This is a genomic window from Streptacidiphilus sp. PAMC 29251, from assembly GCF_054208735.2.
The window spans coordinates 8,058,728-8,074,800 of the sequence record NZ_CM135725.2; the positions used below are offsets into that span (position 1 = coordinate 8,058,728).

At 71.4% G+C, this 16,073-nt stretch carries 14 protein-coding genes; 7 read left to right on the top strand and 7 right to left on the bottom strand.

The genetic code is table 11. From position 1 onward, the window contains the following. Positions 1-80 precede the first annotated feature (80 nt). Both ACXKR8_RS38165 and ACXKR8_RS38170 read right to left on the bottom strand, forming a co-directional pair. Positions 81-2,030 (bottom strand): ABC transporter ATP-binding protein, encoded by a 1,950-nt coding sequence (locus ACXKR8_RS38165; RefSeq protein WP_458269119.1) that lies wholly within the window; start codon positions 2,028-2,030, stop codon positions 81-83. A 108-nt stretch (positions 2,031-2,138) separates the two neighbouring features. Next, complete coding sequence (locus tag ACXKR8_RS38170; RefSeq protein WP_458269120.1) at positions 2,139-2,600, bottom strand: MarR family winged helix-turn-helix transcriptional regulator; 462 nt, start codon at positions 2,598-2,600, stop codon at positions 2,139-2,141. A 135-nt stretch (positions 2,601-2,735) separates the two neighbouring features. Between ACXKR8_RS38170 and ACXKR8_RS38175 the strand changes: the two genes are divergently transcribed. Both ACXKR8_RS38175 and ACXKR8_RS38180 read left to right on the top strand, forming a co-directional pair. Continuing rightward, positions 2,736-3,842, top strand: coding sequence for an ABC transporter permease (locus tag ACXKR8_RS38175; protein WP_458269121.1), 1,107 nt, complete (start codon positions 2,736-2,738; stop codon positions 3,840-3,842). Between the two features lie 96 nt (positions 3,843-3,938). Beyond that, positions 3,939-4,103, top strand: a complete 165-nt coding sequence (locus ACXKR8_RS38180) for a hypothetical protein (protein ID WP_462100002.1) — start codon at positions 3,939-3,941, stop codon at positions 4,101-4,103. A 92-nt stretch (positions 4,104-4,195) separates the two neighbouring features. Here ACXKR8_RS38180 and ACXKR8_RS38185 read toward each other — a convergent pair whose 3' ends face one another. Continuing rightward, positions 4,196-5,053 carry a L,D-transpeptidase family protein gene (locus ACXKR8_RS38185; protein WP_458269123.1) on the bottom strand — a complete coding sequence of 286 codons (858 nt, stop codon included), beginning with the start codon at positions 5,051-5,053 and terminating at the stop codon, positions 4,196-4,198. 601 nt (positions 5,054-5,654) lie between these two features. Here ACXKR8_RS38185 and ACXKR8_RS38190 point away from each other — a divergent pair. From ACXKR8_RS38190 to ACXKR8_RS38205, 4 genes are all read left to right on the top strand, one after another. After that, complete coding sequence (locus tag ACXKR8_RS38190) at positions 5,655-6,449, top strand: helix-turn-helix domain-containing protein (RefSeq protein ID WP_458269124.1); 795 nt, start codon at positions 5,655-5,657, stop codon at positions 6,447-6,449. A 160-nt stretch (positions 6,450-6,609) separates the two neighbouring features. Next, the gene (locus ACXKR8_RS38195) at positions 6,610-8,085 is read left to right on the top strand and encodes an MFS transporter (RefSeq protein ID WP_458269125.1); all 1,476 of its coding nucleotides are present in this window, start codon (positions 6,610-6,612) and stop codon (positions 8,083-8,085) included. A 94-nt stretch (positions 8,086-8,179) separates the two neighbouring features. Then, on the top strand, positions 8,180-8,545 hold the full coding sequence (locus ACXKR8_RS38200; protein ID WP_458269126.1) for a nuclear transport factor 2 family protein: 366 nt from the start codon (positions 8,180-8,182) through the stop codon (positions 8,543-8,545). 638 nt (positions 8,546-9,183) lie between these two features. Continuing rightward, positions 9,184-11,124, top strand: a complete 1,941-nt coding sequence (locus ACXKR8_RS38205) for a hypothetical protein (protein WP_458269127.1) — start codon at positions 9,184-9,186, stop codon at positions 11,122-11,124. Positions 11,125-11,135: 11 nt separating this feature from the next. Here the strand turns inward: ACXKR8_RS38205 and ACXKR8_RS38210 are convergent, their stop codons facing one another. Beyond that, positions 11,136-11,297 carry a hypothetical protein gene (locus ACXKR8_RS38210; RefSeq protein WP_458269128.1) on the bottom strand — a complete coding sequence of 54 codons (162 nt, stop codon included), beginning with the start codon at positions 11,295-11,297 and terminating at the stop codon, positions 11,136-11,138. A 39-nt stretch (positions 11,298-11,336) separates the two neighbouring features. Beyond that, on the bottom strand, positions 11,337-12,743 hold the full coding sequence (locus tag ACXKR8_RS38215) for a DUF6777 domain-containing protein (RefSeq protein ID WP_462100003.1): 1,407 nt from the start codon (positions 12,741-12,743) through the stop codon (positions 11,337-11,339). A gap of 249 nt (positions 12,744-12,992) precedes the next feature. Here ACXKR8_RS38215 and ACXKR8_RS38220 point away from each other — a divergent pair, with 249 nt between their 5' ends. Next, a complete protein-coding gene (locus tag ACXKR8_RS38220) occupies positions 12,993-14,357 on the top strand; it encodes a streptophobe family protein (RefSeq protein ID WP_458269130.1) in 1,365 nt (454 codons plus the stop codon). A gap of 16 nt (positions 14,358-14,373) precedes the next feature. Here the strand turns inward: ACXKR8_RS38220 and ACXKR8_RS38225 are convergent, their stop codons facing one another. After that, entirely contained in the window at positions 14,374-15,453 is a 1,080-nt protein-coding gene (locus ACXKR8_RS38225; protein WP_458275198.1) for a serine/threonine-protein kinase, read from the bottom strand. After that, the gene (locus tag ACXKR8_RS38230; protein ID WP_458269131.1) at positions 15,453-15,986 is read right to left on the bottom strand and encodes a hypothetical protein; all 534 of its coding nucleotides are present in this window, start codon (positions 15,984-15,986) and stop codon (positions 15,453-15,455) included. The genes ACXKR8_RS38225 and ACXKR8_RS38230 overlap by 1 nt, the downstream gene beginning before the upstream one ends. Positions 15,987-16,073: the final 87 nt, after the last annotated feature.

The following is a 16,073-nucleotide window of genomic DNA, read 5'->3' on the forward strand; positions in this document are numbered from 1 at the left end:
CTTCGTCGGGCACAGGCGTCCCTTCCCGACCGGCGCCAGCAACGCCGACCTACTCGGTGATCGTCACAGGATAAATGCGGTCACGGCTGTGGCTCGCGCTGGTCGGGGAGGAGGGCCTTGTCGGCGTGCTGTTGGAGTTGCCACAGCTCCGCCAGCAGGCCGCCGGCGTTGAGCAGTGAGGTCAGGTCGCCCTCCTCGTGGATCTCGCCGTCCTTCAGCACCACGATCCGGTCCGCCAGCACCAGGTTCGACAGCCGGTGGGTCACCAGTACCACGGCCCGCTCGCGGGCCAGTTCCCGCAGTGCGGACACCACCGCGTGCTCCCCGCGCGCGTCCAGCGCACTGGTCGGCTCGTCCATCACCAGCAGCGACCCCCTCCGGTAGAACGCCCTGCTGATCGCCAAGCGCTGCCATTCGCCCCCGGACAGGTCCTGGCCGCCCCAGAAGGCTCGGGCGAGCATCGTCCGCAGCCCCTTGGGCAGCTTGGTGACCACGCTGTCCGCCCCGGCCGCCTTCGCCGCGGCCATGACCGCCTCGTCGCCCTCCTCGTACGGCTGGCCGAGGGTGATGTTGCCCTCCACCGTGAAGGGGAACCTCGCGTACTGCTGCGGTACGTACGAGAGGTTGCGCCACAGCGCGTGCGGGTCCAGTTCGGTCACATCGCGGCCGTCCCAGGTGACCTGGCCGCTCTCGGCGACCAGGAGCCCGGACAGCAGCTTGGCCAGGGTCGTCTTGCCCGAGCCGTTCTCCCCGACCAGCGCCACCAACTCCCCCCGCCGCACCCGGAAGTCCACCGCCCGCAGCGACGGCCGCTCCGCGCCGGGGTAGGTGTAGCTGACCCGCTCGGCCCGCACCACCTCGGGCGCCGCCGGCACCCCGCTGCCGCGCCGCAGGCTGTGACCGCCGGCCTCGGTGAGGAACGCCCGCCAGTCCGAGAGGTAGAGGGAGGTGCGAAAGAGCCGGGTCGCGGCCGCGACCATGCCCCACAGCGCGTTGCTGACCACCTGCAGCGACACCACCGCCGCCCCGGCGTGGGCCACCGACATCCGGCCGCTCACCAGCAGGTACACCAGACCGGCCCATACCAGGAACGAGGCCGCCCCGGCGACGGCCGATCCCACCAGCGCCACCTTCGCGGTGCGCCACGCCGCCCGCTGCTCGCTGGCGCGCACCCGGGCCGCGTGGTGCTGGTAGCGGCTCAGCAGGTAGGGGGCCATGGTGCCGGCGCGGACCTGGTCGGCCGGGTACTTGTCGATCAGGTGCCAGCGCAGCACGCCCATCATCCGCCGGTCCGAGGTGGTCTCCTGGTAGGAGGTGTACTCCAGCCGCTGGGAGCGGACCGCGGAGGCCCAGCGCGGCACGACCCCCAGCGCGAGCAGGGGGAGCAGGACCGGATGCAGCACGGTGATCACGAACGATGCGGCGATCAGCGACGCGGCGGCGGCCAGCAGGTCCTGCGAGCCGGAGACCAGGTCGGGTGCGCCGTTGGCCCCGCGCTCGGCGGCGTCGACGCGGTCGTTGAAGCCGGCGTGCTCGTAGGCCACCAGTTCCGTGCCGGAGACGGCCTGCAGCAGCATCAGCTCGGCCTCGGCGCCGATCCGCGGGGCCACCCGCCGCGACAGGCCCACCACGGCCACCCCCAGCACCGCCCGCACCACCGCGGCCACGGCCAGCACGATCAGTGAGGGCAGCGCCGCGTGCAGCCGGGCGCCGATCTGGCCGGAGGCGATGAACGCGCCGATGGTCGTGGTGGTGGCCAGCAGCCCGAACGCCTGTACGGTGCCGGCGGCGGCCTGGCACAGCAGCAGCGCCACCACGGCCCGCCGGTCCACCCGCCACCCCAGCGCGAACGTCTCCCGCAGCAGGCCCGGCAGCCGGGCCGACATCCGCGCCACCGAGGCGGTGCCCAGCTGCTTGTCGGCGCTGTCCCACCCGAAGCTGAGACCGTAGTCTTCTTCTTCTTCCTCCTCCGCCGCCTCCTGCTCGGTCGAGGTGTCCGCCGCCTGCGGTGATAAGTCCGGTACCGTCATATTTGCCCCCCGCTACTGGCCGACCAGAGCCCCCTCCTTGGTAGCGATGTGCCGCGCTTCCGGCAAGCCCGCCTCCGGCGCACCGTCCACGGAGTGCCGCGGATCGGATCACTTGTCGTCGGGGCCGAAGACGTGCAGGGCCTCGGGGAAGTTGTGCTGGACCAGGCGTTGGAGCAGGGCCTGCACAGTGGCCTGTTCCTCGGCGGACAGGACCGCGAACATCCTCTCCTGCACCTCCTCGACCAGCTCCTGGGCCTGGTCGGCCAGGTCCAGGCCCGCCTCGCTGAGCCGTAGCTCCAGGATGCGCCGGTTGGACGGGTGCGGGCTGCGGGTGACCAGGTCCCGGTTGATGAGCCCGGTGACGGCCGCGCCCATGGACTGGGCGGTCAGCCCCGCCCGCCGGGCGACCTCGGCGCTGGAGATGCCGGGAAACAGGCCCACCTGGGTGAGGCAGCGCAGCTGGGCCAGATTGAGATCGAGCGGGCGCAGGGCCTTCTCCAGGCGCTGGGACGCGGCCTGCCCGAACTGCCAGGCCAGGTAGCCGGGGCGGGTGGACGGATCGTTGATCACCAGCAGAACCTCTCTCTCCGTACCTCTCGGGGAACCTCTCGCGGAACCTCTCCTGGGCCCCCGGCACATGTAAGGCTCCTGATAACACCGTGCTAGGTTGTCAGGAACCTTATATTACCTGGAGAGGTCTTCCGCGTGTCCTCTACGCCCCCCGTCGAGTCGGAACCCCGTGTCGAGCCCCAGGCTGAAACCCACCACCATCACGCCCGCACCCGTCCCCACCCGCACGCCGTCGACGCCGCCCCGCCCCGCAGCACTGCTGCCGCCGGGGCGAAGGGGGTGCTGCTGCCGGCGCTGGTCGTGCTGGTCATCGGCTCGATATTCGTCAGCGTCTACCTCGCCGCGTTCCACGCACCCCAGCCGCACAAGCTGCCGGTGGCCGTGGTCGGCACCTCGCAGACCCTCGGCGAGGTCAGGTCGGAGCTGAACGCGGCCCAGCCCGGCGGCTTCGACGTCCGGGCCTACCCCGACGCCGCCCAGGCCCGGGACGCACTCGAGCACCGCACCGTGTACGCCGCCTATGTCGCCACCGCGACCAACAGTGCGGCCACCGCGACCAACAGTGCGCAACTGCTCTACGCGGGCGCCAACGGCACGGGCGTGACCGCCTCCGTGACCGGGGCGTTCGGCGAGATCGCCAAGGCCGCCGGCCACCCGCTCACCACCGTGGACGCGGTGCCGTCCTCCAGCGGCGACACCCGCGGGCTGTCGGTGTTCTATGCCGCGTTCGGGGTGATCCTGGCCGGCTTCATGTTCGGATCGACCACCTACCAGCTCGCACCCCGGCTGGAGTTCCGGCTGCGGATGCTCAGCCTGCTGGTCTTCGGGGCGCTGAGCGGGACCATGGTCGCCCTGGTCGCCGGTCACGCTTTCAGCGCACTGCCAGGGCCGTTCGTCGCGATCGCGGCCGTGGTCGGCCTGATGGCGATGGCCGCCGGGGCAGCCACCATGCTGATGCTGCGCCTGTTCGGACCGGCCGGGATCAGCCTCAGCGCGATCGTGCTGCTGATCCTCGGCAACAGCAGCAGCGGCGGCATCCTGCCGGCCGACTACCTACCGGGCTGGCTGCACCCCCTGCACGCGATCCTGCCGGTCGGCGTCGGTGTACGGGCCATCCAGGGCGTGGCCTACTTCCGGCACGACGGCCTGGCAAGCGGCGTCACCATCCTGGTGGCGTGGGTCGTCGTCTGCGCAGGCGCCCTGTTCCTGCGAGACCTCCGAACCGCCCGAAAGGCCAACTGAGCCCGGCCCGTGCCGGATTACAGTCCCGCCCGGGTGAAACCGCGATGAAACCCCTGCCCCCGTAGAAAGGAGCCCCAGCTGAAGAGACCGGATTCGGTGCCCTTCAAGAAGGCCGACGCCGCTTGCAAGGCCTATCTGCCGCCCGCTCAGGGCGGCCAGTTGAACGGCCCCGGTGGGTCGACCCCCGCCGACCTGGTGAAGTTCGCCGCGTGGTCGTCCCGGTCCTGGGCTGGGGAGGAGGCCTGGGCGCCTCCCTCCTGATCGGCGCGATCGCCGGCCTGCTGCCGGCCCTACGAGCAGCGCGGATGGCCCCACCGAAGCCCTCAGAACCGCCTGACCACGCCCCGCGGCGGTCAGCCGATGGCGATGACGGGGTGGTTGGTGGGGTTGATCCATTTGATGATCTGGGTCATGACGGCGGCGGGTAGGGCGACGCAGCCGGCGGTGGGTCCGGCTTGGGGGCCGAGGTCGTGGAGGAAGATCCCGGCGCCGCGGCCTTTGACGGCGGGGTTCATGTTGTAGTTGATGACCAGGGCGTTGTTGTACTGGGTGGGGTACTCGATCAGGTGCTCGCTGCCGTCGTCGCCGGCTTCGGTGAGGTGGAAGCCGCCCTGGGTGGAGGTGCGCATCTGGTTGTAGTAGGCGGAGGTGGGGTCCTCGACCCACCAGTCGGTGCTGGTGACCTGGTGGTAGGGCATGGTGGTGCCGGGGTTGGCGCCGACGCCGAAGCCCTGGGTGATGGTGTAAGTGCCGGTGGGGGTGGTGTCGGTGCCCTGCTTGCGGGTGGTGCCGGCGATGATGCCGGCCGAGCCGATCCGGGCGGCGGTGGTGGTGTACTTCGCGGTCCAGGTGTTGCCGCTCTTCTGCCAGGCGGTGACGGTGGCGGTGCTGCCGGTGGCTTTGACGGTGATGACCTGGGTGGCGGAGCCGAGGGTGACCGCGACCGGGAACGGCAGCTTGGGGGCGGTGGTGACGTAGGAGCCCTTGGGCAGCGCGAGCTTCTCGCCGGGGTGGATCACGTACGGGGGCTTGATCTTGTTGTCCTTCGCCAGGGCGGTGTACCCGCCCGGTACGTGCTCCTTGGCCGCGATCCCGGACAGCGAGTCCCCGCTCTTGACGGTGTAACTGGACACCGGCGTGGTCCCGGCGGGGGTCGCGGCCTGCGCGGCACTGGCACCGAGCACCCCGGCACCGACACCGACCGCGGTCAACGAGGCAGCGGCGGTGGTGCTGCGCAGGAGTGGGGTGCGGGGGGCGGGCGTGGCGCGGGGAGGACGTGGACATGGTTGAGGTACTCCGGGTGCGGTGGGTTGGTGCTGCGGCGGTGAGCGAAATTCCTTGGGGCACGCGGTGCCCGTGGGGTGTCAGGGTAGCCAGGAACCCCCACGAATACCGGTGTTTGCTTGTCAGGCTTGGTAAGAAGTAGCCGAAGAAGCGATGCCACCAGTTGGGCCGCTGAACGTGCGGGTGCAGTCGGGTAACGGCTCGGGGCACCCGCCGCGCTGGTTGTCTCGGGTCGTCGGTTTGCCAGGGGTAGCGGAACTGCTCGGGACGCAGCTGCCATGCTTCGAGGGTGGTCGTCACTTCCGGTTCGGCTGGCGCGGTGACTGGTGTGATGTCGACGAACGCTCGGCGATCGGGGTGGAGGGTCGGAACCTCGGTGACCAAGCGCTGGCCGAGCCGCAACGCGGTCAGCAGGTCTGCGCATGTCCGTGACATGCTGGTGACGGCGTGTCCGGCCGGTCAGCGCGGTCGGCGGAGCCGCCATCCGTCCATCGTGGAGCGGCTGTTGGGCGAGGGAGTGAGTCGCGGATGACCGTGTCGGAGCAGCGTGCACAGCCCCAGGTGGGACCGATGCTGCGGCAGTGGCGGGAGCAACGCCGGCTCAGTCAGCTGGAACTGGCGCTGCAGGCGGGGGTGTCGGCCCGGCATGTCAGCTTCATGGAGACCGGCCGGGCCAGGCCCAGCCGGGCCATGGTGCTGCGCCTCGCCGACCAGCTGGACGTGCCGATGCGGGAGCGCAACCCGCTGCTGCTGGCCGCCGGTTACGCCCCGGTCTTCGCCGAGACGCCGCTGGCCGCCCCGGTCATGGGCCCGGTCCTTGATGCGATCGGCCAGGTGCTGCGGGGGCACGATCCGTACCCGGCGCTGGTGGTCGACGGGGACTGGAACCTGGTCGACTCGAACGCCGGATTCGCCCTGTTCACCGAAGGGGTCGCGGCCGAACTCCTGGAGCCGCCGGTGAACGCGCTGCGGCTGGTGCTGCACCCCAAGGGCATGGCGCCGGGGGTGGTCAACCTCGGCGTGTGGCGGGCCAAGCTGCTGAACCGGCTGCGTCGGCGTACGGCGCTCGACGGGCGGCTGCTGCCGCTGTACCAGGAACTGCTGGAGTACCCCTGCGACCAGGAGGAGCCCGAGGTCGACATCCCCGGTCTCGGCGACATCTGCACTCCGCTGCAGCTGCGCCGCGACGGCCTGGAACTGTCGTTCTTCGGCACGCTGGCGACCTTCGGCACGCCGCGCGACATCACGGTCGCCGAACTGGTCATCGAGTCCTTCTTCCCGGCCGACGCGCAGACCGCCGAAGCGGTGCGCAGGCCGAAATAACGGCCTCCCGGGTAGGCGCGCACTACCTCGGACGTAATTGACCCGCTTACTCCTCGACACCAGATTGGCCGTGTCGCGTCCTCGCGTCCTCGCGTCCTCGCGTCCCCGGCCGTTCCGGACAACAGGCGGACCGCCGCCTGATCGAGCAGGAGTTGTCCTCATGACCACCAGCACCAGTTCCGCCACGTCCCCGGGCGGGACGGCACAGTCGTCGTCGCCGCCCACGCCGCATCGGGCGGCACTGCCCATCGTCCTGGTCGGGGTCTTCCTGAGCGGCCTGGACTTCTTCATCGTCAATGTGGCGATCCCCTCCATGCAGTCCGATCTGCACGCCACGCAGGCGCAGATCCAGATGATCGTGGCCGGCTACGCGCTGATGTACGGCGTCGGCATGATCACCGGCGGCAGGCTCGGTGACCTCTTCGGTCGCCGCCGGATGTTCGCCCTGGCCATGACCGCGTTCACGCTCGCCTCGACGGCCTGCGGGCTCGCCCCGAACCCGACCGTGCTGCTGGCGTTCCGGCTGGTTCAGGGCGCGGCGGCGGCGGTGATGGCGCCCCAGGTACTGGCGATCTTCGCCACCGTGTACACCGGCGAGGCCCGGGCCCGGGCCATCAACTGGTACGGCGCGACCTCCGGCTTCGCCGCGGTGTTCGGACAGCTGATCGGCGGTGTGCTGATCAAGACCGATGCGTTCCACCTGGAGTGGCGCGGCTGCTTCCTGATCAACCTGCCGATCGGCCTGGCGGCCGCGGCGCTGGCGCTCAGGTACGTCCCCGAGTCGAAGGCCCCCGGCCGCCCCAAGCTGGACCTCGTCGGCATGGTGCTGGTGACCGTGGCCCTGGTGGCGGTCTGCCTTCCGCTGATCGAGGGCAGGCAGCAGGGCTGGCCGCTGTGGACCTGGCTCTGCCTGGTCGCCGCGGTTCCGCTGTTCGTGCTGTTCGCTCGGCAGCAGGGCCGGGTCCGGGCCTCGGGGGCGGCGCCCTCGGTCGACTTCACCCTCTTCCGGGAGCGCGCGTTCTCCGCGGGACTGGTCGCCCAGCTGACCTTTTGGACCGGCATGGCGTCCTACTTCCTGGTGCTGGCGCTGTACCTCCAGGAGGGGCGCGGACTGGAGCCGCTCAACTCGGGCCTGGTCTTCGGCGCCCTCGGGATCGGCTACATCATCACCTCGATGACGGCCAGGAAGGTCGCCGCCAAGGTCGGCCGGCAGACCATCGCCCTGGGCTGCGTGATCCGCGTGGTCGCCCTGGTCCTGGAGATCTGGGCGGTGACCAGCAGCGGCGGCAGCGGCAGTAGTGCCAGCACCGGCAGCATCGGCTGGCTGATCCCAGGTCTGTTCCTGGACGGGGCGGGCATGGGCCTCGCCGTCGCCCCGCTCGCCTCCACGGTGCTGTCCCGGGTCTCCCCGCAGAACGCCGGCTCCGCCGCGGGCGTGCTGACGACCGGGCTGCAGGTCGGCAACGCCCTCGGGGTGTCGCTGATCGGGCTGGTCTTCTACAACGTCCTCGCCCGCACCAGCGGAGCCGAGTCCTACCCGCACGCCTTCCGTGCCTGCCTGTACTTCGTCCTGGGCATCACCGTGCTGCTCGCCCTGGTGGTCCAGGCCCTGCCGAAGACCGCGGACGGCAGGTAGTCCCGCACGGCAGGTAGCCCCGCACGGCGAGCAGCTCCGGCCGCCGGACAGTCCCCTGAACCGGAGCATGAACCGACGCAGAGAGAAGTGCACCATGAGCGACCTGAACCTCTTCGCCCAGCGCTACATCGCGGTGTGGAACGAGCCCGACCCCGAACTGCGCCGCAAGGCGATCGCCGAACTGTTCGCGGCGGACGCCGTACACCTGACGCCCGCTCAGGAGGTGCGCGGGCACGAGGAGCTGGAGGTGCGGATCGGCACGGCCTACGAGAGGTGGGTCAAGCCCGGCGGGCACGTCTTCCGCGCCGCGTCGAACGCCAACGGCCACCATGACGCGGTGCGCTTCAACTGGCACATGGTGCACCTCGCCTCCGACACGGTGGTGTCCGTCGGTTTCGACTTCATCATCCTCGACCAGGACGGACTGATCGTCAGCGACCACCAGTTCGTCGACAGCTGACGCGAACCTGCGCAAGATGGCCCCGCCGCCTCAACACCCGGGTCCGGCGGGACCACGGCGCCTGACGGGAGCACAGCACCTGACGAGTGCGCACATCGGCCCCTCGCGCCCCCGCGAGGGGCCGCCGCCGTTGCCCACCGCCTCCCCGATCCGCGCAGGACGGACCGCGTATTCATTCGGGCTAATGTCCCGGCGTCCGGATGCGCATCCCCGGCGGAATGATTAACTGGACGTCAGTACGGGTTGTACGCGGATCGGGGCGCATCCAGTTCTTTTGCCGCCCAGATTTCTTCCGGCCGACCCCTGGTATTCATGTGCGAGTTCCTCTCCGGGGATGCGGCCTCTGCATACTCGTCCTGTCCTGCTGCGGGGCGAAACCACGAGGCACGGGCCTCGCCGAGGCACTCCCTTCGCTTTGTAAGAAATAGACAATACGGGTGTGAATTCAACGGCGAATGCCGTGGATTCCTCGGATGCGGGGAGCGGAAGTGACGGGCCAGGAACGCAACGGGGGTCGGACGTTCGCCGTGGCCGTACGGCCGCTGATCGAGGGTCCGGTCCAGGGCCCACTGCGGAGTCCGGCGCTCCTCCGTCGACCCTCGGGCTCAGGGCTCGGCGGTCGCAGTCCCAGGGTTTTGGTGTCTTCTCTGGTGCTGTGCTGGCTGCTGCCGCTGGCTCTCGGGGTGCTGCACCTGCAGGTGCTGACCCTGGTGGTGGCGCTGCTGGCGATCGGCTCGCTGGTGCGGGTCGGGGGCGGGCTGGTGGACCGGCTGATGGTCTCCGGGCTGCTGCTGTCGGGTGCGCTGATGGCCTTGGGGCTGATCGCCTCGGTGTGGCCCTGGCGGCTGGATCCGTTGCCCGCGGGCGCGGTGCTGCTCTCGGTGATCGCCCTGGCCGGCTGGTACGGCAACCGCAGGCCGCGCTTTCCGCTGCGGCTGCGCTGGTCGGACAGCGTCATCCTGGGTACCGGCCTGGTCGTGTGGCACTTCGTCCACCGCGGCGTCACCGGCCGGCTCGGCAACGGCATGATGATGGTGGGGGACCGCTTCTCCCACTTCGCGCTCTTCGAGTCGATCGGCCGCATCGGCGGCTACCTCTTCCTGCACCAGAGCGCCGGCCGGGTCTCCACCCTGGGCAACACCGCCGCGGAGTACCCGCAGGGCTCACACTTCCTGTTCGCCTGGGTCGACGTCTTCGTCCGCTCCAGCACCGTCCCACTGAGCACCCCGCAGTCCCTGTCCCGCTACTTCACCTACGTCCTGCTGGCGTTCGTACTCCTGTGCGCCAGCGTGGTGTGGGCCACCCGCTGGGTCGCCGGCCCACGCCTGGCCGGCTGGCGAACAGGGGCAGTCTGCACGGTCGCCGCCTGCCTGGTCCTGGCCGCACCACTGACCGAACTGCTCCGCCAGGGCTTCGACTCCGAAATCGTCGGACTGGCCTTCCTCGCCGTCTCCGCGGCACTACTACTACGCCCGGCGATGGGCCAGGTCGAATACGCACTGGTGGCCGCAGCCGGACTGATCACCGTCGGCTACAGCTACAACATCTACATGGTCTTCGTGGCCCTACCGATCGCAGCCGGACTACTGGTGCTCCACCGCCGCCAACGCCGACACCGGATGGCGCTACTACTCTCGCTGGCCGCGGCGGGCGCCGTCGCCGTGCTCCCCAGCGTGCTGAGCCTGCTCTCCCCCTTCGACATCGGCCAGCAATCCGTCGCCAACGGGGTGATGATCCACTTCGACCGGGCGACCGTGGTCGGCCTGGGCATCGTGGTGATCGTCTCCCCGCTGTTCTCGATGAACCGGCCCACTGCGACGCTGCGCCTGATCCTGGCCACCGCGGTGGGCACCGTGCTGGTGCTCGGGCTGTTCGCGGCCTGGCAGATCCACCGCAGCGGCACCGTCTCCTACTACTTCGAAAAAATGGCCTTCGCCGCCTTCGTCATCTTCCTCATCTGCCTGGGATCCGTCGGCGGACTGCTACGCCCGCTCGCCCCCCGGGGCCGAACCGCACCACTGCCGCGCAGACTGCAGGAACCGCTGCTCGCGGTCGGCGTGGGCGCGGCGGCGCTGAGCCTCTTCGCCGGCTTCCAGTGGGGCATCCCCTCGGTCGGCAGGGTCTCCGCACCATGGCGGCTCAGCGCGCTGGTCACCTGGTCGACCGAGCGGCAGGGAAACCCGCTCGCCGACAGCGCCCGAACCTTCATGACCAGGGACATGGCGAGGTCGACCGCGCCGGTGATCACCCTCTACCTGGACTCCGGCAGCCTCAACTGGCAGACCACCTATCTGGCGCAGTCCCTGCTGCGGAGCAATGGCCTGATGACGAACCTTCCGCTGCTGATCAATGTGAACATGGGCGCAAGCTACATCAGTGGCGCCAAGTACCGGGATTCCCTGGAGAAATTGCAGCTGCTGCTGCACGGGCTGCCGACACGGCCCACGATCCTGGTCGGCGACAAGCGGCTGTCCGAAAAGATCGGACACGATCTGAACAGTGGCTGGGTACCCACGACAAAGGTGCTGTTCGCACCGCTCATCCACTATCCGCAGGCAGCGGATGCTCCATCCGAATGATCTTTTGGGGTTCAGCCGATGCTCGCTGCGAGTTGGCGGGTGTGTTCCTCCCAGGCGACGGTGAGGCGGTCGACGGCGGACTTCAGGGTCTGCGGGGATTCGGCGGTACCGGGGTCCCTCGTGCCGCTGCCAGCCGTCCAGGGCGACGCGAGCAACGCGACCGAGTCCCGCACCTGATCTCCCCCTGGCCAGGTAGCTGTCGGGGAACCGGGTCAGGGGGAAAGGCCCTGCTGCGGCTCCAGAGTCAGCAGGGAGGGGCCGGTGGCGGAGCTCGAGTTGAGCGGAGCCCCGCTGAGGGAGGACGGCGGGGTCGCCGCGGTGGTGGGTGCGGACACCGTCGGGGTGGGTGTGGTCGAGGTGTGCGAGGGCGCGGTCGACGGGGAGGCGGTGGTGCCGGTCGGCGAGGCGGAACCGCTGGTGGAGCTGCTGGCCGAGGTGCTCGGCGAGGTGGAGGTGGAGGCGGAGCTGGAACTGGAACTGCTGGAGGTGGGCGTCGGCGGGGGAACCTTGTGGTCCGAACTGCCGTGGCTGCCGATCGGTCGGTTGAACCAGGTCCCGTGCTGCGGGTCGTAGAGCACGACGACGGTGATCTGGGTGACCGAGGGCTCCACCACCACGATGTCGCTCGACCGGAAGGACGACCACGCGGTGCCGGTGTAGGTCTGCGGGGCCGTCGACTGCACGGGAGGCGACAGCGGGTTTCCGCAGGCGCAGCGGGCCCGGGGCAGTCCGTGGCCGTCGATCAGCACGGCCGTGCCGCTCTGCAGCACGGACTGGAACGAGGTCGCCGCACCGTTGCTGAACCCGTGGTTGGTGACCCGGGTGTCGACCCGCAGCACCACCGGCGTGAGCGACTTCAGATAGGTCGGGATGGAGTTCTGCGGGATGCCCTCGACGGCGGCCCAGGCCTTCCCCTTGTCCGGGTGCGAGGTGAGAAAGGCCGACAGCTGGGCGACGTCGCAGCTGGAGAGCCGCTCGGAGCCGCCGTACAGACCGGTGGCCGAGCCCTGCACGGTGGTGGTGCCGCCGCCGGTGGTGGTGCCCGGAGCCCCGCTGCCGGCGGTCGAGGCGGTGGGGGTCGGCGTCGGGGTGGCGGCGGCCTTGGCGACGGACGGGGTGAAGGGGGCCGGTCCCGCGTCGTTCACCGGTTGCAGGGCGAGGGCCTGGGCGCTGGTGTTGGCGGACTTCGACGTCCGGCCGTTCAGCACCAGTGCCAGGACGACGGCGATCGCGGCCACCCCGACCACGCCCGCGAGCGCGAGCGGTCGGCGCCACCAGGGGCGGTGCGGACGGCCCGAGGCGGAGGCCGCGCTCAACCGGCGGTCGGGCGGCGGCGGGGCGGGCGGCGTCCCGGAGATCTGGGTCGGCGGTTCGGCACCCGGAACCGCTCCCGGAACCCCGCCCGGAAGCCCGCCCGGAACCGCGGGCGGGGCCTGCGGCGACACCGGGGGCGGCTCCGGGCGGGATCGGCCCGCCGAGGGCGGGCCCGGGATCTGGCCCGACGGGGGCGGGCTCGACGAAGGTCCGGAGACCGGCCCCGACGGCGGTCCTGCGGGCGGCCCTGCGGGCGGGTCGACCGGCGGTTCGGCGGGCGTGTCGGCGGGCGGTTGGGTACTCACGAGCCTTGCCTCCCAGGCATGGACGGCCGACACCGCCCAGCAGAGCGGCCCCGGGTGTCACCCCTCCAGGCGGCACGGACGGTCCGTACACACCCCGCAACTCCCATTGTTCTCCCTCGACCAGGTGTCCCCGCAACCGCAGCGGCCGGCCGGGGCTCTGCGCGGATCCGGTTCGCGTATCCGGCTCGCCGAGTCGCGCACCTTGTCCGAAGCTGGAATGGCCCGGTGCGACCTTCGGGAGGAGTCGGCGTGCAAGCGAGCGACCTTTCAACAGGGCCCCGGCCGACGCGGTCCCAGCGGCTCGGCCTCGGTGGCTGGGCGTCCGCTGCCGGGGCCGTACTCTGCGCGCTCGCGGCGATGGCGGCGGTCTCGGCGCTCGGACTGTGGCTGGCGCACGCGACCTCTCTGCCCGGTGGCGCGTTCCTGCCGGTCGTGGCGGCGACGGTGCTGATGGCCCTCGGCGTGCCGGTGACCCTCGACGGGGGCGCGGGCTTCCTGGTCCAGGCGAACGCGGGGATCGCGGTACTGCCGCTGTCGGTGAGCCTGGTCGGGGCGCTGGTGGCGGCCGGGTGCTTCCTCCGGCCGCTGCGTCTGCGGGCCGTCGTCACCACCGCTGAGCTGCTCGGTCGTGCGGCGCGGGTGGCGGTGCTGTGGGTGCTGGCGCTGCTGCTGCTCACCCGGTTGGCCCGGCACAGTTTCACGCTGCCCACCGGCAGCGGGGTGACCGACCAGATCGGTGGCGCGCTGGGAGTGGCCCCGACCGTGGGATTCCGTACCGGGCTGGCCGCCACGGTCGGCTTCGGCCTGCTCTGGCTGCTGGTGGTGCTCGCGCTGGCCTTCGCGGTCTCCCGGGCGGCGCCACTGCCGGCCGCGCTGCTGCGCTTCCAGGCGGCGGTGCGGCCCACGGCCTCGGCGGTCCTGCTGGTGCTGCTGGCGTATGTGGCGCTCGGCCTGGTTGCCGGGGTGATGGCCGCGGTGGCGCGGAGGCAGGCCGGGGACACCTTCGCGGTGGTCGCCCTCGCCCTGCCGAACCTGGTCTGGCTCGCCTTCGGCATCGGCCTCGGCGGGGCCTGGCAGGGGCATGTGAACGCCGGGATCGGCCTGCCGATGCCCAAGGCCCTCTCCTCGGTCCTGCAGACCGTCGGGACCAAGGACGTCACGCTGGATCTGGGCACCCTCGCCCGCTACGACGGCCGGGTGTGGCTGCTGCCGGTGCTGGCCGCGGTGCTGCTGGCGGCCGGCGCGGTGCTGATGGTCGTGCGTGCGCCACGGCGGGTGGCCCCCTGGCACTGGGCCCTGCGTTTCGGCGTCGCGCTCGCCCTGACGATGCTGCTGGTGGGGCTGCTGACCCGGATCTCCGCCGGGTACGGCCTCGGCCTGCTGGGCGTCGGCGGCAGCGGCGGGCTGGACGGCCTCGGCAGCCTGCTCGGCGGGGGGACCGGCGGAGCGGCCGGTGGCGGGAGCGGGGCTGTCGCCGGGTCGGTGTTCCTGCACGCGGACCTGCTCAGAGGGGTGCTGCTCGGCGCGCTCTGGGGCGCCCTGGCCGGGCTGCTGGGCGGGTTGGCCGGTGACCGGTTCCGACACGGTGCCCGCCGGGCGGGGCGTGGGCTGTAGTCGGGGAGGGCCGGTGTCAGGGCGCGTTCGGCGGGGTCTTCGGCGGGGCCGGGGCGGTGGCATAGACGGGGGCTGCCCAGGCGGGCGGGGCCGGAGGTTCCGTCTCGTCGGGCCTGAGGACGGGGACCAGCCGGGTCGGTTCCCGCACCGCCGCGACCGGTGTGGCGCCGTGCGGCCGCTGCAGGCCCGCTGCGCGGAGGGCGGCGACAAAGGCGAGGCAGCTGTCGTAGCGCTCCTCGGGAGTCTTCGCGAGGGCCTTCGCCAGGATCGCGTCGAGTTCTCCGGGCAGGTCGGGCCGGTCGGACCCGTCGCCTGGGTCGCCCCGGTCGGCTCCGGTCGGCCCGCGGGGGAGGGGTGGGGGTGGCTCGTGCAGGTGGGCCCAGAGCATGGCCAGTTCGTCCTGGCGTCGGAAGGGTGAGCTGCCCGCCAAGCACTCGTAGACCACGCAGCCCAGGCTGTAGACGTCGCAGCGGCCGTCGACCGGGCGTCCGGAGATCTGTTCGGGCGCCACATAGTCGACCGTCCCCACGAACTGTCCGACCGTGGTCAGGCCGGTCAGGGAGAGGGACTTCTTGGTCAGGCCGAAATCGGTCAGATAGACATGTTCCGGGTGGTCGCTGTCGGTGCCCTCCGCGACCAGGATGTTGCCGGGTTTGACGTCCCGGTGCACCAGATCGTGGGCGTGGGCCGCGTCCAGCGCCGAGGCGATCTGGGCGGTGATCCGGGTGGCCTGCTGCAGCGAGAGCGGACCCTCCCGGTCCAGCAGGACCCGCAGGTCGCGGCCGCGGACGTAGCGCATCGCGATGAAGAGGACGCCCTCCGCCTCGCCGGCGTCGAACACCGGGACGATGTGCGGGTGGTCGATGGACGCGGCCACCCGCGACTCGTACTCGAACCGTTTGCGGAAGAGGTCGTTGCGGGCGAGTTCGGGGGCCAGCAGTTTGACCGCGACCGTCCGTCCGAGGCGCAGGTCCTCGGCCTGGTAGACCACGGCCATGCCGCCCCGGCCGATCTCCCGCTCCAGGCGGTAGCCGGCGATCTGCCGCCCGGTCATGCCGGAGGCCGGCACCCCCGAGGCGCCCGAGGCATCGGCCATCAGGGCTCCGCCGTCCGGGCCGGCGGCTGCCACTGCTGTTGCACCTCCGGCGGGACCTCCACCGTGGCGTAGGTCCTGAGCTGGGCGCCGTCGCAGTAGTACCAGCGGCCCTGTTCCAGGTCGAGCAGCCAGGCGGCGTCCCCGTCGACGACGGCGCCGAGGTGGAAGTCACGGGTCCGGCTGCGGAAGGCCGCCAGGTCGATCCGCCCGTCGGCCAGTTGCTCCACCTGCGCGCGGTACTCCGCGAGCGCCCGCTCCAGCCGGGCGAGCAGCGGGCGGGGATCGGCCGTTCGGGTGAGCGGGTGTTCGGTCCCGGGCGGGCTGTGCGGCAGCGAGACCAGCATCCGGCCGTCCACCCAGGCCGACCAGCCGTTGGAGCAGAGGACCCGGGCCCAGTCCCCGCGGCTGTCGGTCAACTGCACCGGCAGCAGCGGGTCGAGCGGCGCGGACGGTTCGGACGGCTCCGGTCCGGCCCAGGTGGCCAGGCCCTCCGCGGGCACCACATGCGTGGGCCGAAACTCGAACGCGTTCATGGGAACGTCCTATCCGCGCGAGCGGCTGCGCGCCACCCGGCACTGCGCCGTCCGGCGCCGCATCACGCGCCACCGGTCCGACGGCTG